The sequence below is a fragment of the uncultured Caulobacter sp. genome, assembly GCF_947036865.1.
GTDB lineage: Bacteria > Pseudomonadota > Alphaproteobacteria > Caulobacterales > Caulobacteraceae > Caulobacter.
Genome location: NZ_CAMQSF010000016.1, coordinates 26,822 through 48,017 on the forward strand (window position 1 = coordinate 26,822; position 21,196 = coordinate 48,017).

Consider the following 21,196-nt stretch of genomic DNA (forward strand, 5'->3'; position numbering starts at 1 on the left):
TTACTCGATGACGACGAGCGGCTCGCCGAACTCGACCGGCTGGGCGTCGGCGACCAGGATCTCGACGACCTTGCCGGCCTTGGGGGCCTGGATCGGGTTCATGGTCTTCATGGCCTCGACGATCAGCAGGGTCTGGCCGGCGTTGACCGTGTCGCCCACCTTGACGAAGGCGTCGGCGCCGGGCTGCGGCGACAGATAGGCGGTGCCGACCATCGGCGACTTCACCGCGTCGCCGCGCGCGGGAGCGGGGGCGGCTTCGACCGCGGGCGCGGCGGCGACAGGCGCCGGAGCGGCGGCGGCGGGCGCGTAGGCTGGCGCGGCGGCCTGGACATAGTTGACGGGCGCGGCGGTCAGTTCGCGCGCCACGCGGATCTTCAGGCCGGCGTGCTCGACCTCGATCTCCGTCAGGCCCGTGTCCTTCAGGATGTCCGCGATCTTGCGGACCAGACGGGCGTCGATGGCCGGAGCTTCGACCGGATCGGCGGGGGCCTTGGGGTTCGACATGGAAGCTTACCTTGTTGTGTTGAGCGCCGCGGCGGCGGAAATCGCCGGGACGATATCGTTGCTAAACGCGGATCAGGCCCAGAGCGGCCTCGATCGCCAGTTCGTAGCTCGCCGCGCCGAACCCGGAGACGATCCCCGTGGCGGCCAGCGAAACATAGGTGTGGCGGCGGAAATCCTCCCTCGCCGCCGGGTTGGACAGATGGCACTCGATCACCGGAATGCTCAAGGTCTTGAGCGCGTCCAGCAGCGCGATCGAGGTGTGGCCGTAGCCGGCCGGATTGAGCACGAGCGCCGAGGCCGACTCACGCGCCTCCTGCACCCAATCGATCAGCACGCCCTCGTGGTTGGACTGGCGGAAGACCACCGATACGCCGCGCGTCGCCGCCCGCGCCTCGCAGCGCGCGCGGACATCCTCGAGCGTGTCCTTGCCGTAAATCTCGGGCTCGCGGGTTCCCAACAGATTGAGATTGGGGCCGCTCAGCACGTGGATCGGTTTTACCATGCGGCTCCGCCGTCGATTCCGGGAGGTCTTGTATAGCCGGTTCCGTCGGGTCACAAGCACGGCTCGCTTCGGAGGAGAGATGAGGCTTTTACTGAACGGGGAAGAGCGGGACGTGCCGGGCGTGGCGACGATCGCTGATCTGGTCGCCGCGCTGGGCCTTGACGCCCGCAAGGTGGCGGTCGAGCGCAATCTCGAGATCGCCCCCCGCTCGACCTATGCCGACACGGCGTTGGCCCACGGGGATCGCATCGAGATCGTGACGTTTATCGGCGGCGGTTGAGGTCTTGCGTCCTTCGAGGCTCGCTCTGCTCGCGCCTCAGGATGAGGATAGCTCATGCCGACATCCTCATCCTGAGGCGCCGCGAAGCGGCCTCGAAGGACGCAAGGCATTTGAAACAGCGGCTTCCCAGGCGTAAACCACGCCCATGAACGCGCATGTCTCCCCCGACTCCGTCTCGGCTGAATCCGAGGAAACCTGGACCGTCGCCGGCCGCACCTTCCGCTCGCGTCTGATCGTCGGCACGGGCAAGTACAAGGACTACGCGACCAACGCCGCCGCCGCCCGCGCGGCCGGGGCCGAGATCGTCACGGTGGCCGTGCGCCGCGTGAACCTGACCGATCCCAGCCAGCCGCTGCTGGTCGACTACGTCAAGCCGACGGAATTCACCTATCTGCCCAACACCGCCGGCTGCTTCACCGGCGAGGACGCAGTCCGCACCCTGCGCCTGGCCCGCGAGGCCGGCGGCTGGGATCTGGTCAAGCTGGAGGTGCTCAGCGACCCCAAGACCCTGTTCCCGGATATGGAAGAGACCCTGCGCTCGCTGAAGCTGCTGGTCGCCGATGGGTTCCAGGTGATGGTCTACTGCTCGGACGACCCGGTCTACGCCAAGAAGCTGGAAGAGGCCGGCGCGGTGGCGATCATGCCGCTGGGCGCGCCGATCGGCTCGGGTCTGGGCATCCAGAACCGCGTCAACCTGCGGATCATCGTCGAGAACGCTAAGGTGCCGGTGCTGGTCGACGCCGGCGTCGGCACCGCTTCGGACGCGGCGATCGGCATGGAGCTGGGCTGCGACGCCATCCTCATGAACACCGCCATCGCCGAGGCCAAGGACCCGATCCGCATGGCCAAGGCGATGAAGCACGCGGTCATCGCCGGCCGCGAGGCCTATCTGGCCGGGCGTATGCAGAAGCGACTTTACGCCGATCCGAGCTCGCCGCTGGCGGGGCTGATCTAGGACGATCAGATCTCCAAGCGCGCCGCGATCTTTCGCGACACCAGCACCTCGTTCAGTTCGGCGCGAATGCCTTGGCTAAGGTCGTCGATCATCACGATGGTCGTGGTCAGGCCGCTGCATCCGTCGAGCCACGGAACCATGTCCAAGCCATAGTCGATGGTCACCAGCGAGCCTGAGTCGTCGATCGGATTGCCGTGATAGACGGGAACGTCGAGGTGCTCGATTTCGCCGTCCTCGCCTCGGCGCGCGCGGCGGACGGAGGGGCCCTGAAGCGGCATGGGCGCCGTGAAGACGTGCGCGCCGCCGACCGCCAGGGTGCGGGCGATCTCGGCCGCCGCCAGGTCGGGCCGGAACAGGTGCTCGAACACGTCCTGGGTGATGACGAGGTCGAATCTTTCGTCGGCGAAGGTCTGCCTTTCCAGATCCTCGCTGCGCAGACCGTGCTCGGGATGAACCTCTCCGAAGGGAATGGACGGCTCATAGTGCGAGCCGATGTAGCCTGGGCATTCCCGCCGCAATTTCAGGCTCGCGCCGCGCGGAGCCGGCGAGCTTTCGTGGATCCGCAACTCGCGCCAATGCGGATAGAAGCGATGCAGGGTCGCCATCAGGGCGCGCTCTCGCGGCAGCGAGCCGCATTGGACGCAGAGCAGGTGATCCCGAAACCACGGATCCCGCGCCACGAAACGGCTCTCGGCTTCGCAGATCGGGCATAGGCCGGCGACGTCCAGCACCGCCGGGGGCTCCGGCGGCGGCTTTGGCGGGAAAAGCCGATGCTTTAGGCTTCGCGAAAGTCTAAGCAGCACGGCGAATCTCGATGCCTCTCGATGACGACCGTCGTGTTGGCGGGCCGAGGCCTTAGCCAGCCTTGGCCTTGCTGGCCCGCGTCTGCTCGATCGCCAGCTTCAGGGCGTTGATGTCGGCCCCCGGAACCAGCGTGTCGCCGACCACGAAGGCCGGCGTGCCCTGCAGGGCCAGGGCCTTGGCCAGGGTGTCGTTGTCGGCCAGATGCTGGGTGACGGCCTGGCTCTCGCCGACGGCCTTGGCCTTGTCCACGTCGATGCCCAGGCCGCGGGCGATGCGCACGGCGCCGGCCGCGTCGAGCGCGTTCTCGGCCATCAGCGCCTTGTAGAGCTCCAGACCCTTGCCCTGGTCCTTGGCCCCCAGCGCCAGGCGCGCGGCGGCCTCGCTGTCGTGCCCGAAGATCACGAAGTCCTTCAGCACGAAGCGGATGTCCGGGTTCTTCTGGACGAGGTCGACGATCTCCGGCGCGGCGTGGCGGCAGTAGCCGCATTTATAGTCGAAGAACTCGGTTACGGTGATCGCGCCGGCCGGATTGATGACGACGTCGCGGGGATCGCGCTCGATCGCCTGGCGGTACTGGCCAAGCGCCTTCTGGGCCGAGACGGCCTGCTGCTGGGCCTGCTTCTCCTGCAGCTTCTGGCTCGCCTCGACCAGCACCTCGGGGTGGGCCAGCAGATAGGCGCGGACCTTCTCGCCGAACGCCTTGTCTTCCTTGCCGACGGAGGCCTTGTCGCAGCCGGCGAGGGTCAGGCCGGCCAGGGCCAGCGGAACGGCGAGGGTCGCGGCGCGACGGAGCAGGGGCATCTTTGTCTCGAAAGAAGGGCGGCCGGTCAGCGGCCGGGGTTGAGTTGTACGGCGCCGTCCTTGGCCAGGTCCTTGAGTTCCTGGTTCGAGGGGCGCGACGCCAGGACGATATCGGTGGCGCGGCGCCAGTCCGGGGTGTCCTTGGGCAGGAGCTCGCGGGCGCGCATGGCGAAGACCTTGGCCTCCCGCACGGCGCCCAGCGAGAAATACTGTTCGGCGGTCGCCAGGCGCGCCTCGCCGTCCTTGTGCTGCTTGTCGTAGGCGTCGGCCAGGAGGCGCCAGGTCACGGCGTTGTCGGGATCGTTGAGCAGGCTGCGCTTCAGCTCCTGGACGCCTTCCTCAAGCTTCTTGGGATCATTCAGGCTGATCAGGGTCTGGCCCAGATTGATCCGCAGCAGGGCCGCGTCCGGCTTCAGGGCCACCGACTTGCGCTGCGGCTCCTCGGCCTGGGCCACGCGATTGAACTCGAACAGGATCTGGCCCTTCAGCTCCCAGAGGTAGGGGTTGTCGGGATGGTCGGCGATCAGCGGGTCCAGCAGTTGCAGGGCCCGATCGGGCTCCTTCATCTGGTAGTAGGCGATCGCGCGGGCGTAGCGAGCCGGAAAGCCGGTGTCGGTCTCCTTGTACTTCATCAAGGCGACCTGCGGATTGATGAAGCCCTCCAGCTTGGCCTTCATCACCTCGTGCTGGGCCAGGTCCTCGGGCGTGTCGACGGCGCTGTAGTGCGGCATGCGCTCGACGCGGCTGCGCAGCACCTCGATCCGCTCGGACGACAGCGGGTGGCTGCGGAAATAGGCGAAGCGGCGCGACTGGTCGAAGACTTCCTGGTAGCGGAAGTTGTCGAAGAACTCGACGAGGCCGCGTCCCGACTGGCCCGTGGCCTCCAGGAACCCGGCCCCGGCCTGGTCGGCGCGCGACTCCTGCTCGCGGCTATAGCCCAGCGCGCCCAGGGCCCCGGCATATTGGGAATTGGCGATCAGGGCCGCGCCGCCGTCGGGCGACCCGGCCAGGGCCGCCAGGATGCCCAGGCCCATGGTCAGGATCATGGGCTTGAGGCCGGCCTTCATCATCTCGTCGGACCGGATCGGGTGACCGCCGGCCAGGTGTCCGGTTTCGTGGGCGATGACGCCGCGTAGCTGGTTTGGGTTCTCGGTCTGCAGGATCAGGCCGGTGTTCAGGCCCAGCTGCAGGCCCTGAGTGGCGAAGGCGTTCAGGGTCTTGTCGCCGACGATCAGGATCCGCACCGTCTTGGGATCGAGGCCGGCCGCGGCGAACAGCGGATCGGCGTCGTGGTGCAGGATCTCCTCGATCTCGGTGTCGCGGATCAGCGAGACGCCGTCGTCCTGCGCCCGGGCCGGCGCCGAGACGCCGGAGGCCAGAACCGCGAGGGTCGAGAGGGTGACGCCCAGGCTCCGTCCGATCCGGCGTTGTCCGGTGCGCCCGCTAGGCGAGGTCATCGATTGATCTCCAGATCGCGCCCCCGCGAACCCCGACCAGTCTAACTTGGAACCCGAAGGGGAGGGAACAAGGGTTTCCTTCTCCCGACGGGCGGATTTAGGCCCGCGCGCTCAAGCGCGCGGGCCTTGTCTTCACGCTACCGGCGCCACCAGCCGCGACGCGGCCTTTCGGGCGGGGTGGTGATTTCGTTCGGATCCGGCTCGGCCGGCGCGGCGACGGCCTCCACGACCGGTTCCTCGGCGGGAACCGGCGCCGGTTCCGGCGCGGCGGCCACAGGCGCGGCTTCGGGCTCGGGCGGCGCGATCGCGACGCTTTCGGTCACGGCCTCGGCGACGGCCTCGACGGCCTCCGCCGAGGATTCGGCCTCGGCGACCGCCTTCTTGCTCCGCGAACGGGTCCGCTTCGGCTTCTTCGGCGGCTCCTCGGATTCCGGCAGTTCCACCCAGACGTCGGCCGGCGGCGCGGCGATCACCGGCGGGGCCAGGATCGGCGCTTCAAACGGCTCGGCGGGCTCGACGGCCGCCGGCTCGATGGCCGCGGTTTCGACCACGGGCGTCTCGACGGCGTCCTCACGATTGCGCCGGCCGCGATCACGACCGCGACGACCGCGCTCGCGCCCGGGGCGCTCCTCGCGCTCGGCCCGCGCCGGGCGCTCGATGGCTTCCGGCGCTTCGGCCCGCGCCTCGGGCGCCGGACGGCGCGGCTCGCCGCCGTGGCCGCCGACCAGGGCGGCCGGATCGTGCCAGGTGAAGACGTTCTCGCCGAACGGGACGCGGGGACGGATCCAAACGAAGGCGTCGGTCGGACGATCGCCGTCCTCGCGACCGCCGCGACGGCCGCCTCGGCGACCCCGACGGCGGCGGCGACGGCGCGAATCCTCGTCCTCGTCGCCGAACTCGGCGCGGTCCTCGCCGTCGATCTCCTCGTCGTCGCTCTCGACCTCGGAGTCGCTCTCGACCTCTTGCTCGTCACGGCGGCCGCGGCCGCGACCCCGGTCGCGACGGCGACGGCCCTTGCGGTCGCCGCGATCATCCTCGCGCGCCTGCTTGCGGCTGGCCGCGTCGTCGTCGTCGGTGTCCTCGCGCTCGAGGCCCTCTTCGTCCTCGTCGAGGATGATCTCTTCGTCTTCCTCCTCGTCCTCGAACGCGGAGGGATCGAAGTCGTCGTCCTCCTCCTCGACATAGGGCGCGGGGGCGACGGCGATGCGTTCGCCCAGTTCGGTGCGCTCGATCTCCTGGTCGCCGGCGTGCAGGCTGTCGTCGACCACGACGGTGACGAACAGGCCGTGCGTCTGCAGCAGCCGCTGCAGGTACGGACGCTTTTCGTTGAGGATGTAGAGGCCGACCGCGCGCGAGACCTTCAGGATCACGCTGCCCGAGCCCTTCAGAGCCTCGACCTCGACCGCGCGCAGGGCGGCCAGGGCGCTGGATTCCACCGAGCGGACGCGGCCGGTGCCCTCGCAGTGCTCGCAGACATGGGTGGTGCCTTCCAGCACGCCGGTCCGGCGACGCTGGCGGCTGATCTCCATCAGGCCGAAGCCCGAGATCTTGCCCATCTGTATGCGGGCCCTATCGTCCTTCAGGGCGTCCTTCAGGACCTTCTCGACCGTGCGGTTGTTCTTGCCTTCATCCATGTCGATGAAGTCGATGACGATCAGGCCGGCCAGGTCGCGCAGGCGCAGCTGCCGAGCGGCTTCCTCGGCCGCCTCGCAGTTGGTCTTCAGGGCCGTGGCCTCGATGTTGCGCTCGCGCGTGGCCTTGCCCGAGTTGACGTCGATGGCGACCAGGGCCTCGGTCTGGTTGATCACCAGATAGCCGCCGGAGCGCAGCGGCACGACCGGCGAATAGATCTGGCCCAGATGGTCCTCGATCTTGTGCTTGACGAACAGCGGGGTCGGGTCGCGGTAGTTGAAGACCTTCTTGGCCTGGCTCGGCATCAGCATGCGCATGAAGTCGCGCGCTTCCTTGTAGCCGGCGTCGCCCTCGACCCAGATGCCGTCCAGGTCCTTGTCGTACATGTCGCGGATGGCGCGCTTGACGAGATCTTCCTCCTCGTAGATCAGCGCCGGCGCGATCGAGTGCAGCGTCGTCTCGCGGATGTTTTCCCACAGACGCAGCAGATATTCATAGTCGCGCTTGATCTCGGCCTTGGTGCGCTTGGCGCCGGCCGTGCGGACGATCAGCCCCATGCCCTGCGGCACGTCCAGGCTCTGGACCACGCTCTTCAGGCGCTTGCGGTCGGTGACCGCCGTGATCTTGCGGCTGATGCCGCCGCCGCGGGCGGTGTTGGGCATCAGGACGCCGTAGCGGCCGGCTAGGGAGAGGTAGGTGGTCAGGGCCGCGCCCTTGTTGCCGCGCTCTTCCTTGACGACCTGGACCAGCATGATCTGCCGGCGGCGGATCACTTCCTGGATCTTGTACTTGCGCATCAGCCGGCGCTTGCGGCGCGCCAGCTCCTCCTCGACGTCGTCGTCCTCGTCGTCGACCGCGTGGCTGTCGCCGTTGACGTCGTCCTCGTCGTCGCCGCCGGTGGCGCGGCGCGAGATCGGGGTGTCGTCCTCGTCGTCGCCGCTGTCGTCGCGCATCAGCGCTTCACGGTCGGCGACCGGGATCTGGTAGTAGTCCGGATGGATTTCGTTGAAGGCCAAGAAGCCGTGGCGGTTGCCGCCATATTCGACGAACGCGGCCTGCAGGCTGGGTTCGACGCGGGTTACCTTGGCGAGATAGATATTTCCCCGAAGCTGTTTGCGGGTCTGGCTCTCGAAATCGAATTCTTCAACGCGGGTTCCGTCCACGACGACCACACGCGTCTCTTCGGCGTGTGCTGCGTCGATCAGCATCTTCTTCGACATAAAGGAAGTCTCCACGGCGCGCGGCGGGCGCTTGGCCCGGTCGCCGATCTGAATGAAGGGCGCGCGCGTCGCCGGCCGTCATCGCGCCGCCGGAGCGGTGGCGAAGGGTCGGATGCCAAAGGCGGTTGGGTGCGGCGCAGCCCATTGAGGTTTCGTTTGTCCCTACCGCGCCAGGCGCGGATTGGATGGCGCGTCGTCGCCGGAAGGGCGTTTGAGCCCGACGCGGGCCCCGCGACCCGGCGTCTCGGCGGGCGTCTTGCCCGCCCGATCGGCCGCGTCTCGAACACTATCTAGTCCGCCGTCTCCGCTTCGGAAGAGGTTCTCGACCCCTTTCCCAAGCTCGGCCGGCCCGCGCGGAGTCGTGACGATCACGGTCTTCGCGCGCGGCGGGACTGTAGCCACATCGGCGCGCAAAAGAAAAGCTTTCGACGGACGATGTCGACTTAACCCTTTCGCTACCCGGCCCGAGCGATATTGACGTTCGGTTCACCAGTTCCGGATCACGCGGGCGGGGATGCGTAGGGTTCTTATCGGTTTGGCGCGCATGGGCTGGGTTCGGGCCGTCCTGATCGTGGGCGCCCTGACCTTGGCTGGCGTCGCCGTGGCCACGGCCCAGGGCCCAGCCGCGCCGGCGGGCGTGCAGAAGGTCCGCTTCGGCGGCGACCGCACGGAGACCCGCGTCGTCATAGACCTCGATCGCGCCAGCGCCGGCAAATTGCTGGCCGACGGCCAGGCCGACCAGCGCCTCGTGATGGCCCTGCCGAACGTCGTGGTCTCCGGAGGGCTTCAGGGCTCGGGGCAGGGCCTGGTCAAGCGCTGGGTGATCGACGAGGGCTCCGGCGGGGCGCGGCTGCGCCTGGACCTGGCGGGCCGCGCCGAGGTCCGCCGACGCTTCCTGCTGCCGCCGGGCGACGGCGCGACCGCCTATCGCTATGTCATCGATCTGCGCGCGCTCGAGCCCGTGCCGGTCGTTCCGGCGCCGCCCGCGCGCGCGACCCTGGTCAGCGCGTCGGTCAAGGCCGCGCCGCTGCGCCTGAAGAAGGTGATCGTCATCGACGCCGGACACGGCGGCAAGGATCCGGGCTCCCTCGGCGCCAATGTCTATGAGAAGGACGTCACCCTGGCGGCGGCGAAGGCCTTGAAGGCCCGTCTGGAGCGCACGGGCCGCTTCCAGGTGGTGCTGACCCGCGAGACCGACACCTTCATCCCGCTGGAATCCCGCGTTCAGATCGCCCGTCGCGCCGACGCCGATCTGTTCATCTCGATGCACGCCGATTCCGGGCCGGACACCAGCACGCGCGGCGCGTCGGTCTACACCCTGTCGGAAAAAGGCACGGACCGCGTCGGCTTGGTCCTCGACAAGAACGACTGGCTGATGAAGGCCAACATGCCGAGCCGCGATCGCGCCGTCAGTCAGATCCTGCTGGATCTGTCGCAGCGCGCCACCAAGAACCGCTCGGCCGCGTTCGCCCAACTGCTGCTGGATCGAGTTGGCGAGGAGACCACCTTGTTGCGCCGCAGCCACCGCGACGCGGGCTTCATCGTCCTGCTCGCGCCCGACGTGCCCGCCGTGCTGCTGGAGATGGGCTTCATCACCAATCCCGACGACGAAGCCTTCCTGACCAAGAAGGCCAGTCGCGCCCGGCTGGTCGACGCCGTGGCCGATTCCATCGAAGCCTACTTCTCGGCCGACGTTCGCAAGTCGTAAGACGCGCGAGCCTGCTTTCCCTTTTCACCGTGTCGCTCTAATCACAGGGAGATCGCTCGTGCGTCATCGCGACGCGCGTGGCCGCTAAACCGCTTACGGTTCGGCGGCGGGCGATCTAGTGAAGGGTGTAAGGCGGGCGAGGGGCTCCGCCCGGCGGAGGTCGCGTGGATCTGAAACCCACCGAACGATGGATGGCCATCGCGGGCGTGGCGGTGCTGTCGGCCATCGCGGTCGCGGGCTTCGCGATCGCGATCTATGCCGCCTGGCTGTTCCACGACATGCCCGACGCCGGCGAACTGCAGGACTATCGTCCGCCGACCGCGACGCGCGTCTATGCCTGGGATGGCACCCTGATCGGCGAGTACTCCAAGGAGCGCCGGATCTTCATTCCCTACGATCAGATTCCGCCGCAGCTGGCCCAGGCCTTCCTGGCCGCCGAGGACCGCAACTTCTTCCAGCACGGCGGCGTGGACGTCTCGGGTCTGTCGCGCGCCATGCTGAAGAACGTCGGCAACGCCCTGCGCGGTCGCCGCCTGGAAGGCGGTTCGACCATCACCCAGCAGGTCGCCAAGAACGTCCTCCTGACCAGCGACGCCACGGTCGGCCGCAAGTTCAAGGAAGCGATCCTGGCCCACCGCCTGGAGCAGTCGCTGACCAAGCAGCAGATCCTGGAGCTGTATCTCAACGAAATCTGGCTGGGCTATCGCTCCTTCGGCGTCGGCGCGGCCGCGTACAACTATTTTGGCAAGTCGTTGCCGGACCTGACCCTGGCCCAGTGCGCGTTCCTGGCCTCGCTGCCCAAGGGTCCCGACAACTATCACCCGATCCGCAACAAGGCCAAGGCCATGGCCCGGCGCAACTGGGTGCTGGACCAGATGGCCGAGCAAGGCTGGGTCTCCAAGGAAGACGTGGCCAAGGCCAAGACCGAGGACCTGGTGGTCCAGGCGGCGCCGAAGCGCGCGGCCTATCGCGACGCCGACTATTTCGTCGAGGAGGTCCGCCAGCGCGGCATGGCCACCTTGGGCCCCCGCCTGAACGAGGGCGGCTACTACATGCGCACCACCCTGGACCCGCGCCTGCAGACCGCCGCCCGCGCGGCGCTGATGGACGGCCTGGAGAAGTACGACCGTCGCCACGGCTGGCGCGGCGCGTGGGGCCACGTCGAGGCCACCGACGTGAACTGGGAAAAGACCGCCCTGGCCAAGGCCGCGCCCTCGGAGCGCGGCGGCTGGCGCGCCGCCCTGGTCGTCTCGAACGACGGCCGCGTGCGCCTGGTCAAGAACGAGGGCGAAGGCCAGATCGTCGGCGAGGACATGGCCTGGGCCAGGGCCGGCAAGGGCCTGAAGGCCGGGGACCTGGTCTTTGTCGAGAAGACCAGCGCCGGCTACCGCCTGCGGCAGATTCCGGCCGTCAACGGCGCCATGGTGGCCATGGAGCCCTATACGGGGCGCATCGTCGCCCTGGTGGGCGGCTACAGCTACTCGCTGTCGAACTTCAACCGCGCCACTCAGGCGATGCGTCAGCCGGGTTCGTCGTTCAAGCCGTTCGTCTACGCCACGGCGCTGGAGAACGGCTACACGCCGGCCAGCGTGGTCGTGGACAGCGCCATCACGCTGAAGGGCGCCAATGGCCAGGACTGGAGCCCGGAGAACTATCACAAGGAGTTCTACGGGGCGCAGCCGCTGCGCAGGGGCCTGGAGCTGTCGATCAACGCCATGACCGTGCGCCTGGCCCAGGGCGTGGGCATGAAGAAGATCGTCGACTTCGCCAAGCGCGCCGGGGTCGTGCGCGACATGGATCCCGTGCTGGCCATGGCGCTGGGCGCCGGCGAGACGACCCCGTTCAAGCTGACCGCCGCCTACGCCGCCTTCGTCAATGGCGGTCGCCGCGTCGATCCGCATCTGATCGAGCTCGTGCAGGACCGCGAGGGCAAGGTGATCTTCCGCGCCGACAAGCGCGACTGCGACCGCTGCGGCGCCGGCTTCAACGGCGACGAGAGCCCGCGGTTCGCCGCGCCGGGCGATCAGGTCATGGACCCGATCACCGCCTATCAGATCACCTCCATGTTGCAGGGCGTGGTCCAGCGCGGCACCGCGGCCGCCGTCAGCTCGCTCGGCCGGCCGCTGGCGGGCAAAACCGGCACCACGAATGAGTATCGCAGCGCCTGGTTCGTCGGCTATTCGCCGAACCTGGTCGTCGGCGTGTTCGTCGGCTTCGACGACAATCGGTCGCTGGGCGAGGGCGAGACCGGCGCCGTCGACGCCGTGCCGGTGTTCATGGACTTCATGAAGGAAGCGCTGGTCGGCCAGCCGATCGTCGACTTCAAGCCGCCTAAGAACGCCAAGTTCGCGCTGGTGCGCGGCATTCGCGAGGCCTTCCGGCCCGGAACCGAGCCCAAGCTTGAGGCGCCGACCGGACCGATCCCCTATGGCGACGCCTTCCCGAACGGTCTGTCGCCGGGGCTGCCGCAACCGCCGCCGCCGCAGGCGCAACCTGGAAAGCCGGCCCAAAAGGTGGATCCGCTCAGCGGCCTCTACTGACCCTCATTGCGCGGGAGAGCGACGCAAGGTATCTCCCGCGCCCTTCAACACTGTCACGGAGTTACGTGATGCGACCGGATGTCGAGGCCGCCGCGGCCGACATCGAGCAGTCCGTGGGACTGCTCAGGAGGCGTCTTTGACTGGGACGTCGCTCTCCGCAAGCTCGATGAGCTGAACGCCCGGGTCGAGGACCCGACCCTGTGGGACCGTCCGTCCGAGGCCCAGGCGGTGTCGCGCGAGCGCGCCAACCTGGCCGCCAAGGTCGAGGCCGTGCAGTCGATCGAGCGCGACCTGAAGGACGCGCTCGACTACGCCGAGCTGGCCGACATGGAGTCCGACGAGGACTCGCTGAACGACGCCCGCGCCCAGCTGAAGGCGATCAAGGAGCGCGCCGGTCGCGCCGAGCTCGAGGCCCTGCTCTCCGGCGAGGCCGACGGCAACGACTGTTACGTCGAAATCAACTCCGGCGCCGGCGGCACCGAGTCCTGCGACTGGGCGGGCATCCTGCTGCGCATGTACACCCGCTGGGCCCACGCCCACGGCATGACCACCGAGCTGATCGAAGAGACCGACGGCGACCAGGCTGGAATCAAGTCGGCGACGCTGCTGGTCAAGGGCCAGAACGCCTATGGCTGGCTGAAGACCGAGGCCGGGGTGCACCGCCTGGTGCGCATCAGCCCCTATGACAGCAGCGCCCGCCGCCACACCTCGTTCGCCTCGGCCTGGGTCTATCCGGTCGTCGACGACAATATCGAGATCGAGATCAATCCGTCCGACGTGCGGACCGACACCTATCGCGCGTCCGGCGCCGGCGGTCAGCACATCAACAAGACCGACTCGGCCGTCCGTCTGACGCACATTCCCACCGGCATCGCCGTGGCCTGCCAAGCCGGCCGCTCGCAGCACCAGAACCGCGAGGAAGCCTGGAAGATGCTGCGCGCCCGTCTTTACGAGGCCGAGCTGCAGAAGCGCGAAGCGGCCCAGCAGGCGCTTGAGGATCAGAAGACCGACATCGGCTGGGGCCACCAGATCCGCAGCTACGTCCTGCAGCCCTACCAGATGGTCAAGGACCTGCGGACCAATGTCGAGACCTCCGACACCCAAGGGGTGCTGGACGGCGATCTCGACGCCTTCATGGGCGCGTCCCTGGCCCAGCGCGTGGGCCACACGCGCGACGGGGCCGAAGCTTAGGCCGAGACTTTAGGATCGTCGCTGGACCGGAAACCTCACCCTGAGCCTGTCGAAGGGCGAGGTTTCCGCCACGGGCTCAGCGGGACGTAGGTCGCCGCCTCCGTCGGCCCCTGGCGGCTGACGTCGATCAATCCACGACGCTTGAGGTTCTCCACCGCGCTCTGCACGGTCCGCCGCGACTGGCCGGTGCGCTCGGCCAGTTCCGCGTGGCTGAAGCTGGCCCGGCCGTCGGCGTGGGCGGCCAGAATCGCCATGTAGACGAGGAATGACGACGGCCTGTGATCGTGGCCCACGAGGTCGGCCATCAGGGTGTCCAGCACGTAGCGGTCGACGACATAGCTTTGCGCAGTCATGACTATAGCAATGCCTGCACGACTTCACCCGCGCAAGGCCGCCGCGCTACGCCCTCGGCATACGCAAAGAGGGGACCGCCATGAGCGTGATCAGCAAGGTGAAGTTCGTCGGCATCCCGGTCAGCGACCAGGACCGGGCGCTGGCCTTCTGGACCGAGAAGGTCGGCCTCCGGGTCGCCACCGACCAGCCGATGGGCCAGCAGCGCTGGATCGAGCTGGCCATTCCGGCCGCGGAGACGGGTCTTGTGCTATTCACGCCGGAAGGCCACAAGGACCGGATCGTCACGTTCTTCAACGGGTCTTTGGCCTGCGACGATGTCGAGCACGCCTATCGCAAGCTGTCGGAGAAGGGCGTCGAATTCGAAGGACCGCCCCAGAAGCAGCCCTGGGGGACCTTCGCGAAGTTCAAGGACCCGGACGGCAACACCTTCGTGCTGAGCAGCCGCTGACATGAAAAGGCTGTGTTCACGTTGAGCGTGGAGGCTGGTCCGGATGGAAATCCTCGTCTCCCCGGGTGCCGCGGCGCCGGCCCGAGGACATGCTTCGACAAGCCTGGGATGAGGATTTCGCGCCCGCGGGGCCGACAGTCGTCCTCGCCCTGAGCCTGACGAAGGGCGAGGCCGGGCGCTTAAGAGGCCATCGGTACTCAAGGCTAGAACAGCCAATGAAAAACGCCCCGGATCGCTCCGGGGCGTTGTCCTGCTGACGGGCGAAAGCCTCAGCCCGCGACCGGCTTGGCCTGGGCGATCGCCAGGGTCTCCGGATGCGGCGCCGGCTGGGCCGGAGCCGTCGGACGCTGGAACTTCAAGCTGCGGCCCTGGAAGAAGGCGCCGGTCTCCATGGCCAGCTGCTCGTGGGTGATGTCGCCATCGACATACGAGGTGCCATAGAGGCGGACCTGCTTCGAGGTGATCGCGCCGACCACGCGGCCGCGCACCTCCACCGCCTCGGCATAGACGCCGCCTTCGATGTGGCCGGTCTCGCCGACGGTCAGGCGGCCGACGCGGACGTCGCCCTTGACCACGCCGTCGATCTGCAACTCGCCCTCGCCGATGACGCTGCCCTCGATGGTCAGGTCGGCGGACAGCAGGCTCGCCACCTTCGGCGGACCGCGTCGCGCGGCCTCGACCGGCGCCGCGGCGGCGGTCGGAGCGGGCAGGGGTTCGATACGCGTCGGAGTCTTGGACCCGGACTTAGCTTGCTTGCTGAACATACTCACCAGCCTTCAAGAAGCGATTGGGGTTTTGGGCCTTGCCATTGACCCAGACTTCGTAGTGCAGGTGCGGGCCGGTCGAGCGGCCGGTCGAGCCCATGGCCGCGATCCGCGTGCCGATGGTCACGCGCTGACCGACGCGAACGCCGATCGTGGCGAGGTGGGCGTAGCGGGTCTTGAAGCCGTTGCCGTGGTCGATCTCGACCGTGTTGCCATAGCCCGAGCGCACGCCGGTGAACGACACCACGCCCGGCGCGGTGGCCATGATCGGCGTGTAGAAGGAGCCAGGGAAATCCAGGCCCGAATGGAAGGCGGGCCGGTGCGTGAACGGGTCGAAACGGACGCCGTAGCTCGACGACAGGGCCGGATTGCCGGTCGGGCGATAGAAGGGCAGCTTCTGGGCCGCCGCGCCCAGGGTGCGCATGTCCGACATGTCGTTGGCCGCGTGCTGGATGCGGCTGGCGAAGTCCTCGTCGACGTCCAGGACGGCGGCGAGGGCGCGGGGGTCCTTGGCTTCGATCAGCGGACCGCCCAGCGAAACGCCGCGGCCGGTGAAGTTGCCGGCGTCCAGACCCGCCATCCGCATGGCCAGGCGCAGGCGATCGGCGCGGCTCTTGGCGAAGCTTTCGGCGGCGTCGATCAGGCGCTCCTGATCCATCCGCGTGGCCTGGATGCGCTGCACGGGGCTGGCGGCCAGCAGGCGGGGCTTGGCCACCTTCAAGGCGTCGGCGGCGCCGGGCACGCCCTTGAAATCGGAGACCAGCAGGGCGAGGGCGGCGTGACGCTTCTCCACCGAGGCGGCCAATTCCTCCAGAGAGCCGTTGGTGGCCGACAACTGAGCCACGGCGCTGTTCAGGCGCGCCTGCCGATCGGCGTTCAGGCGCTCGTAATAGGCCTTCTGCTTGATCACCTGCTGGTCGGTCGAGCTGACCGCCAGGGCGTTGACCATCATCGCGGCGGTGCAGACGCCCATCCACAGCGCGGCGCCGGCGACCACGGTGGCGCCCAGCAACTGCTTGTTGGTGGAGAACACATAGCCCCGCATCTCGCCGCCCGAGCGGATATAGATGTGGCGCTCAGGAAAAAGAGCCTCGAGAGATTGCCGCAGCCGCTTGAAGCGCGTGATCGCCATCGCCCAAGAAACCCCCCGTTTCAGGTCTCGGCGATATGCAACAAGAAAGCGGAAAGGCGCAAGACTCTTCGCGCCCGAAGTGAGCGCGAGTCACGAAATATTATTGTCCGTCGCAAATCTTAATGATTCCTGACCACGCGCGCCACTCGGATGGCGAAAAGCGCGCGAAAAGGCCACACATCGCGGCGCGGGCGCCACACCTCGGTGTCGATGACTTCGAAACCGCCCGCGCGGGCTTTTGGCTATTTCAGGGCCTTGGCGGCGGTCATCACCGCCTTGATGTGGCCTGGCACCTTCACCTTGCGCCACACCTCGCGGATCACGCCCTCGCGGTCGATCAGGAACGTGGAGCGGTCGATGCCCATGTATTTGCGGCCGTACATGCTCTTTTCGACCCAGGCGCCGTAGGTCTCGACCACATCGCCCAGGGGGTCGGCCGCCAGCTCGATCGTCAGGTCGTGCTTCGCGCGGAACTTGGCGTGCGAGGCGACGCTGTCCTTCGAGACGCCCACGATCACCGCGCCCAGCTTCTGGAACTCCTCGACCTCGGACGAGAACTGCAGCGCCTCGGACGTGCAGCCGGCCGTGTCGTCCTTCGGGTAGAAGTAAAGGACGATGTTCTTGCCCTTCAAGCCGGCCAGGCTGACGCGGCCGGTGTCGGTCGGAAGGTCGAAATCGGGAGCCTTGTCGCCGGGCTGCAGCATCGAACGCGTCCTTGAGGTCCGTTAGGGAAACCGTCGTCCCGACCCCTGGCCTACGCCAGGGGCGGAACCATAATCAACCCCATAACTAAACAGGCTTCACCAACACGATCTTCTTCTTGCCGGCGGCCAGCTTGACCACGCCCTCGACGAGGTCCGCCGAGGTGATCAGCCGGTTCGCGTCGGGCTCGGCCTTGTCGTTGACCTTCACGCCCCCGCCCTGGGCCAGGCGACGGGCCTCGCCGCGCGAGCTTGCCAGACCCGCGTCCGCGAACAGGGCCGCCAGCACCACGCCGGCCTCCAGGTCGGCGGCCGGCAGTTCGAAGGTCGGCAGGTCCGCCGACAGCGCGCCCTGCTCGAACGCCTTCTCGGCCGCGTCGCGGGCCTTGCGCGCCTCTTCGTCGCCATGGACCATGCGGGTGGCCTCGTCGGCCAGCACCTTCTTGGCCTCGTTGATCTGGGCGCCCTCCAGGGCCTCCAGTTCGGCGACGCGTTCCAGCGGCAGGTCGGTGAATAGCTTCAGGAACCGGCCGACGTCGGCGTCCTCGGTGTTGCGCCAGAACTGCCAGTAGTCGTAGGGGCTCAGCTGCTCGGCGTTCAGCCACACCGCGCCCGCGGCCGTTTTGCCCATCTTGGCGCCCGAGGCCGTGGTCAGCAGCGGCGTGGTCAGGCCGAACGCCGGCTTCTGGTCGACGCGCCGGATCAGCTCCACCCCGTTCAGGATGTTGCCCCACTGGTCCGAGCCGCCCATCTGCAGCCCGCAGCCGTACTTACGGTTCAGCTCCAGGAAGTCGGTGGCCTGCATCAGCATGTAGTTGAATTCGAGGAAGGTCAGCGGCTGCTCGCGATCGAGCCGCAGCTTGACCGAGTCGAAGGTCAGCATGCGATTGACCGTGAAGTGACGGCCGTATTCGCGCAGGAACTCGATGTAGCCCAGCTTGCTGAGCCACTCGTCGTTGTCGACCATCACCGCGTCGGTCGGGCCGTCGCCGAACTTCAGCAGCTTGGCGAAGACGCCCTTGATGCTGGCGATATTGGCCTTGATGCCGTCCTCGGTCAGCAACTTGCGGCTTTCGTCCTTGCCCGAGGGATCTCCGACCTTGGTCGTGCCGCCGCCCATCAGGACGATCGGCTTGTGGCCGGCCTGCTGCAGCCGGCGCAGCATCATGATCGAGATCAGATTACCCACGTGCAGGCTCGAGGCCGTGGCGTCGAAGCCGACATAGGCGGTGATCACGCCCGTGCTCGCGGCGGCGTCCAGTTCCTCTGGATGGGTGATCTGGTGGATATAGCCGCGCGCCTCCAGGGTTCGCAGGAACTCCGACTTGAAGGACGAGGCGGCGGACATGGATCGACTCTCTTTTTGGGCTGGCGGGCCGTCTAGCACGGCTTGGTCGGTGTGTGAGGACTTCATTTCTCGGACTCCGGGGAAGGGCCGGAGCGCATGATCGACTGATTGGAAACGACCCCGGCGAGGCGGGGGCTAAGCGACGTGTCTGGTCGGCCTCCCGCTATGGCAGCGGGCGGTAATAGGGGCGGGCCAGGGCGAAGGCGTCGATCATGGGCCTAGCTAGCGGTTCGCGGGCGTGGCAGTCAACGTCGCCATGAAGATCCTGGGATTCATGACCGGCACCTCCCTCGACGCGGTCGACATGGCGGTGCTCGAAACCGACGGCGAGGACATCCAGGCCTTCGGGCCGGCGGGCGAGCGCAAGTTGCGCGATGAGACGCGCGATCTGCTGCTGGTCGCCACCGAGGTCGCCCGGGGCTGGCCCCGCGACAAGCCCGCGCCCGACATCTTCGCCGAGGCCGCTCGCGCCGTCGCCGACGAGCACCTGCATGCCGCCGGGAGCTTCCTGGCCGAGCACGGCCTGACCTGGGACGACTTCGACCTGCTGGGCGTCCATGGTCAGACGGTGCTGCACGAGCGGCCGACGCCGGAGCGGATCGGCCGGACCGTGCAGTTGCTCGACGCCGAGCGCCTGGCCAAGGTCTCGGGCCGACCCGTGGCGTTCGACTTCCGCACCGCCGATGTCGCGGCGGGCGGGCAGGGCGCGCCTCTGGCCCCGATCTATCACGCCGCCCGCGCCCGGGCCTCGGGCCTGGCCGCCCCGGTGGCCGCGCTGAACATCGGCGGCGTCGCCAATATCACGCTCATTGGCGAGGGCGACGACTTGCTGGCCTTCGACACCGGTCCGGGGAACGGCATGATCGACCTGATGCTGCAGGAGCGGGGTCTGGGGCGTTTCGACGAAAACGGCCGCCTGGCCGCCGCCGGCCGGGTCGACCGGGCGATCCTCGAGGCCTTCCTCGCCAGCGACTATTTCGCCGGCCCAGCGCCCAAGTCGCTGGACCGCTACGACTTCCCGCTGGACCTAGTGGAGCCGCTGTCGGCCGAGGACGCCGCCGCCACCCTGGTGGCCTTCACCGCCGAGGCGGTGATCAAGGCCTTCGAGCATGGCGCGCGGCCCAGCGCCCTGATCGTCTGCGGCGGCGGCCGGCGCAATCCGCAGATCATGCGCGCCTTGTCCGAGCGCGCCCCGATCCCGGTTCGGACCGCCGAGGACTACGGCTGGCGCGGCGACAGCATCGAGGCCGAGGCCTTCGCCTACCTCGCCGCGCGGACGGCGCGCGGGTTGCCGATCAGCTTTCCCGGCACCACCGGCGTTAAGGCGCCGATGACGGGAGGGCGGATCATAGAGCCTTAGTCTGGGGAGCCGAAAACCTCGTCCTTCAACAGGCTCAGGATGAGGTTTTCTAGGGACTGGGCGGTCAGAATAGTCCTCACCCTGAGCTTGTCGAAGGGCGAGGACGGGCCCGCCATCCCGTCGCTCATCTCAGTGCAGCTTCAGGCGGCCAGACACACGCTCTTGCAGCAGCCTCGCCAGGGCCAGGGTCGCCGTGCGCCAAACGCCCAGGATCGCCCGGTGGTGGTCCAGGTGCAGCGACATGTAGGCCCACTTGGCCAGCAGGCCCTCGATGAAGAAGTTCGGCCCGCCCAGACCGCCCATCAGCGCCCCGACTCCCTTGTGGTCGCCCAGCGACACCAGCGAGCCGAAGTCGCGATAGACGAACGGCGCGGCGACTCGCCCCTGGTTCAAGCGCGCGACGAGCACGCGTTCCAGATAGCTGGCTTGCTGGTGCGCCGCCTGGGCGCGCGCGGGAACGAGCTTGCCGTCCTTCCACGGCGCGGCGGCGCAGTCGCCCAGCGCCCAGACGTCGGGCGACGAGGTCTCCAGCCGCTCATTGACCACGAACTGGTTGCCGGCGTTGATGTCGAGGCCAAAGGCCTTGTTGCCCTCGGCCGCCTTGATCCCGGCGGCCCAGACGATCAGGTCGGCGCGCAGCACGCCCTGGCTGGTCTCCAGGCGGTCGGGATGCACGGCCAGCACCTTGGCGCCGGTCTTGACCGCCACGCCCTTGCGCTCCAGGGCCAGCGTCGCCTTTTCCGCGATCTTCGCCGGCAAGCCGTTCAGAATGCGCGGCGCGGCCTCGACGACGGCGATGTCCAGGCGGAAGCGCTGCTCGTCGCCCAGGCTGCCCAGCAATTCCCGATGCGCCTCGATCAGTTCGGCCGCCAGCTCGACGCCGGTCGCGCCGCCGCCGACGATGGCGACCCGCATGATCCGGTCCTCGGCGAACGAGGCCTTGGTGAACGCCGCCAGCAGCCGCGCGTGAAAGGCTTCGGCGTCCTCGGTTCGCTCCAGCAGGTGGGCCTGCTCTGCGCCCGGCGTGCCGAACAGGTTCGAGCCCGAGCCGATCGCCAGCACGCCGAAGGTGAAGCTGACGGCGCGCTCGGGGACCAGCACCTGGCCGTCCTCGCCGGTGATCGCCTTCAGGGTCAGGCGCTTGGCGACGGGATCGAAGGTCGCCAGATCGCCGAGCAGGAAGTTGAAGCCGTTCGAGCGGCCCAGGATCGAATAGGAGATCCCCTCCTGATGGACGTCCAGGGTCCCCGCCGCCACTTCGTGCAAGGTCGGCTTCCAGATGTGGAAGCTGGAGCGGTCGATCAGCAGCACCCGGCGCTTGCCGTGTCGTCCGCCGAGGCGGCGTCCCAGCCGCGAGGCCAGTTCCAGTCCGCCGGCGCCGCCGCCGACGATGACGATGTCGTAGTGCATCACCGCCTCGCTTGATATTCATCAATTGGTGAAAATATAGGCGAGCATCGTTCAACGAAAAAGGCCTCCCGGAGGGGAGGCCTTC

General features: G+C 68.1%; 21 protein-coding genes. 7 read left to right on the top strand and 14 right to left on the bottom strand.

Going from position 1 to position 21,196, the window contains the following annotated elements; genetic code table 11:
- Both accB and aroQ read right to left on the bottom strand, forming a co-directional pair.
- Positions 1 to 504, bottom strand: coding sequence for an acetyl-CoA carboxylase biotin carboxyl carrier protein (accB, locus tag Q0V34_RS10910; RefSeq protein WP_297511635.1), 504 nt, complete (start codon positions 502 to 504; stop codon positions 1 to 3).
- 61 nt (positions 505 to 565) lie between these two features.
- Entirely contained in the window at positions 566 to 1,006 is a 441-nt protein-coding gene (aroQ, locus tag Q0V34_RS10915) for a type II 3-dehydroquinate dehydratase (protein ID WP_297511637.1), read from the bottom strand.
- A 79-nt stretch (positions 1,007 to 1,085) separates the two neighbouring features.
- Here aroQ and thiS point away from each other — a divergent pair, with 79 nt between their 5' ends.
- Positions 1,086 to 1,286, top strand: coding sequence for a sulfur carrier protein ThiS (thiS, locus tag Q0V34_RS10920; RefSeq protein ID WP_297511639.1), 201 nt, complete (start codon positions 1,086 to 1,088; stop codon positions 1,284 to 1,286).
- A gap of 145 nt (positions 1,287 to 1,431) precedes the next feature.
- Positions 1,432 to 2,241: a thiazole synthase gene (locus Q0V34_RS10925; protein WP_297511641.1), complete on the top strand. Its 810-nt coding sequence runs from the start codon at positions 1,432 to 1,434 to the stop codon at positions 2,239 to 2,241.
- 5 nt (positions 2,242 to 2,246) lie between these two features.
- Here the strand turns inward: Q0V34_RS10925 and Q0V34_RS10930 are convergent, their stop codons facing one another.
- The 5 genes from Q0V34_RS10930 to Q0V34_RS10950 form a co-directional block, all read right to left on the bottom strand.
- The gene (locus Q0V34_RS10930; protein ID WP_297511643.1) at positions 2,247 to 2,972 is read right to left on the bottom strand and encodes a methyltransferase domain-containing protein; all 726 of its coding nucleotides are present in this window, start codon (positions 2,970 to 2,972) and stop codon (positions 2,247 to 2,249) included.
- 124 nt (positions 2,973 to 3,096) lie between these two features.
- Complete coding sequence (locus tag Q0V34_RS10935; protein ID WP_297511645.1) at positions 3,097 to 3,846, bottom strand: DsbA family protein; 750 nt, start codon at positions 3,844 to 3,846, stop codon at positions 3,097 to 3,099.
- A gap of 26 nt (positions 3,847 to 3,872) precedes the next feature.
- On the bottom strand, positions 3,873 to 5,303 hold the full coding sequence (locus tag Q0V34_RS10940) for a M48 family metallopeptidase (protein ID WP_297511647.1): 1,431 nt from the start codon (positions 5,301 to 5,303) through the stop codon (positions 3,873 to 3,875).
- A 137-nt stretch (positions 5,304 to 5,440) separates the two neighbouring features.
- Positions 5,441 to 8,155: a ribonuclease E/G gene (locus Q0V34_RS10945; protein ID WP_297511649.1), complete on the bottom strand. Its 2,715-nt coding sequence runs from the start codon at positions 8,153 to 8,155 to the stop codon at positions 5,441 to 5,443.
- Positions 8,079 to 8,300: a hypothetical protein gene (locus tag Q0V34_RS10950; protein ID WP_297511651.1), complete on the bottom strand. Its 222-nt coding sequence runs from the start codon at positions 8,298 to 8,300 to the stop codon at positions 8,079 to 8,081. The genes Q0V34_RS10945 and Q0V34_RS10950 overlap by 77 nt, the downstream gene beginning before the upstream one ends.
- Positions 8,301 to 8,669: 369 nt before the next feature.
- Between Q0V34_RS10950 and Q0V34_RS10955 the strand changes: the two genes are divergently transcribed.
- From Q0V34_RS10955 to prfB, 3 genes are all read left to right on the top strand, one after another.
- Positions 8,670 to 9,863 (top strand): N-acetylmuramoyl-L-alanine amidase, encoded by a 1,194-nt coding sequence (locus Q0V34_RS10955; RefSeq protein ID WP_297511653.1) that lies wholly within the window; start codon positions 8,670 to 8,672, stop codon positions 9,861 to 9,863.
- A 164-nt stretch (positions 9,864 to 10,027) separates the two neighbouring features.
- Positions 10,028 to 12,403: a penicillin-binding protein 1A gene (locus Q0V34_RS10960; RefSeq protein ID WP_297511655.1), complete on the top strand. Its 2,376-nt coding sequence runs from the start codon at positions 10,028 to 10,030 to the stop codon at positions 12,401 to 12,403.
- 68 nt (positions 12,404 to 12,471) lie between these two features.
- Positions 12,472 to 13,594, top strand: a protein-coding gene (gene prfB, locus Q0V34_RS10965) for a peptide chain release factor 2 (protein ID WP_297511657.1) whose coding sequence is annotated in 2 segments (ribosomal slippage) — positions 12,472 to 12,540 and positions 12,542 to 13,594 — 1,122 coding nt in all. Because the reading frame shifts where the segments join, the coding sequence is not laid out codon by codon here.
- Positions 13,595 to 13,629: 35 nt separating this feature from the next.
- Here the strand turns inward: prfB and Q0V34_RS10970 are convergent.
- Positions 13,630 to 13,947, bottom strand: a complete 318-nt coding sequence (locus tag Q0V34_RS10970; RefSeq protein ID WP_297511658.1) for a helix-turn-helix domain-containing protein — start codon at positions 13,945 to 13,947, stop codon at positions 13,630 to 13,632.
- 80 nt (positions 13,948 to 14,027) lie between these two features.
- Here Q0V34_RS10970 and Q0V34_RS10975 point away from each other — a divergent pair, with 80 nt between their 5' ends.
- A complete protein-coding gene (locus tag Q0V34_RS10975) occupies positions 14,028 to 14,396 on the top strand; it encodes a VOC family protein (RefSeq protein ID WP_297511660.1) in 369 nt (122 codons plus the stop codon).
- 269 nt (positions 14,397 to 14,665) lie between these two features.
- Here Q0V34_RS10975 and Q0V34_RS10980 read toward each other — a convergent pair whose 3' ends face one another.
- The 5 genes from Q0V34_RS10980 to Q0V34_RS11000 form a co-directional block, all read right to left on the bottom strand.
- On the bottom strand, positions 14,666 to 15,160 hold the full coding sequence (locus Q0V34_RS10980; RefSeq protein ID WP_297511662.1) for a polymer-forming cytoskeletal protein: 495 nt from the start codon (positions 15,158 to 15,160) through the stop codon (positions 14,666 to 14,668).
- Positions 15,141 to 16,292: a peptidoglycan DD-metalloendopeptidase family protein gene (locus Q0V34_RS10985; RefSeq protein WP_297511663.1), complete on the bottom strand. Its 1,152-nt coding sequence runs from the start codon at positions 16,290 to 16,292 to the stop codon at positions 15,141 to 15,143. The genes Q0V34_RS10980 and Q0V34_RS10985 overlap by 20 nt, the downstream gene beginning before the upstream one ends.
- 242 nt (positions 16,293 to 16,534) lie before the next feature.
- Positions 16,535 to 16,996 (bottom strand): peroxiredoxin, encoded by a 462-nt coding sequence (locus Q0V34_RS10990; protein WP_297511665.1) that lies wholly within the window; start codon positions 16,994 to 16,996, stop codon positions 16,535 to 16,537.
- Positions 16,997 to 17,081: 85 nt separating this feature from the next.
- The gene (tyrS, locus tag Q0V34_RS10995; RefSeq protein ID WP_297511667.1) at positions 17,082 to 18,407 is read right to left on the bottom strand and encodes a tyrosine--tRNA ligase; all 1,326 of its coding nucleotides are present in this window, start codon (positions 18,405 to 18,407) and stop codon (positions 17,082 to 17,084) included.
- Between the two features lie 97 nt (positions 18,408 to 18,504).
- On the bottom strand, positions 18,505 to 18,555 hold the full coding sequence (locus tag Q0V34_RS11000) for a hypothetical protein (protein ID WP_297511723.1): 51 nt from the start codon (positions 18,553 to 18,555) through the stop codon (positions 18,505 to 18,507).
- A 42-nt stretch (positions 18,556 to 18,597) separates the two neighbouring features.
- Here Q0V34_RS11000 and Q0V34_RS11005 point away from each other — a divergent pair, with 42 nt between their 5' ends.
- The gene (locus tag Q0V34_RS11005) at positions 18,598 to 19,701 is read left to right on the top strand and encodes an anhydro-N-acetylmuramic acid kinase (protein ID WP_297511669.1); all 1,104 of its coding nucleotides are present in this window, start codon (positions 18,598 to 18,600) and stop codon (positions 19,699 to 19,701) included.
- A 129-nt stretch (positions 19,702 to 19,830) separates the two neighbouring features.
- Here Q0V34_RS11005 and Q0V34_RS11010 read toward each other — a convergent pair whose 3' ends face one another.
- The gene (locus tag Q0V34_RS11010) at positions 19,831 to 21,111 is read right to left on the bottom strand and encodes an FAD-dependent oxidoreductase (RefSeq protein WP_297511671.1); all 1,281 of its coding nucleotides are present in this window, start codon (positions 21,109 to 21,111) and stop codon (positions 19,831 to 19,833) included.
- Between the last annotated feature and the right edge of the window lie 85 nt (positions 21,112 to 21,196).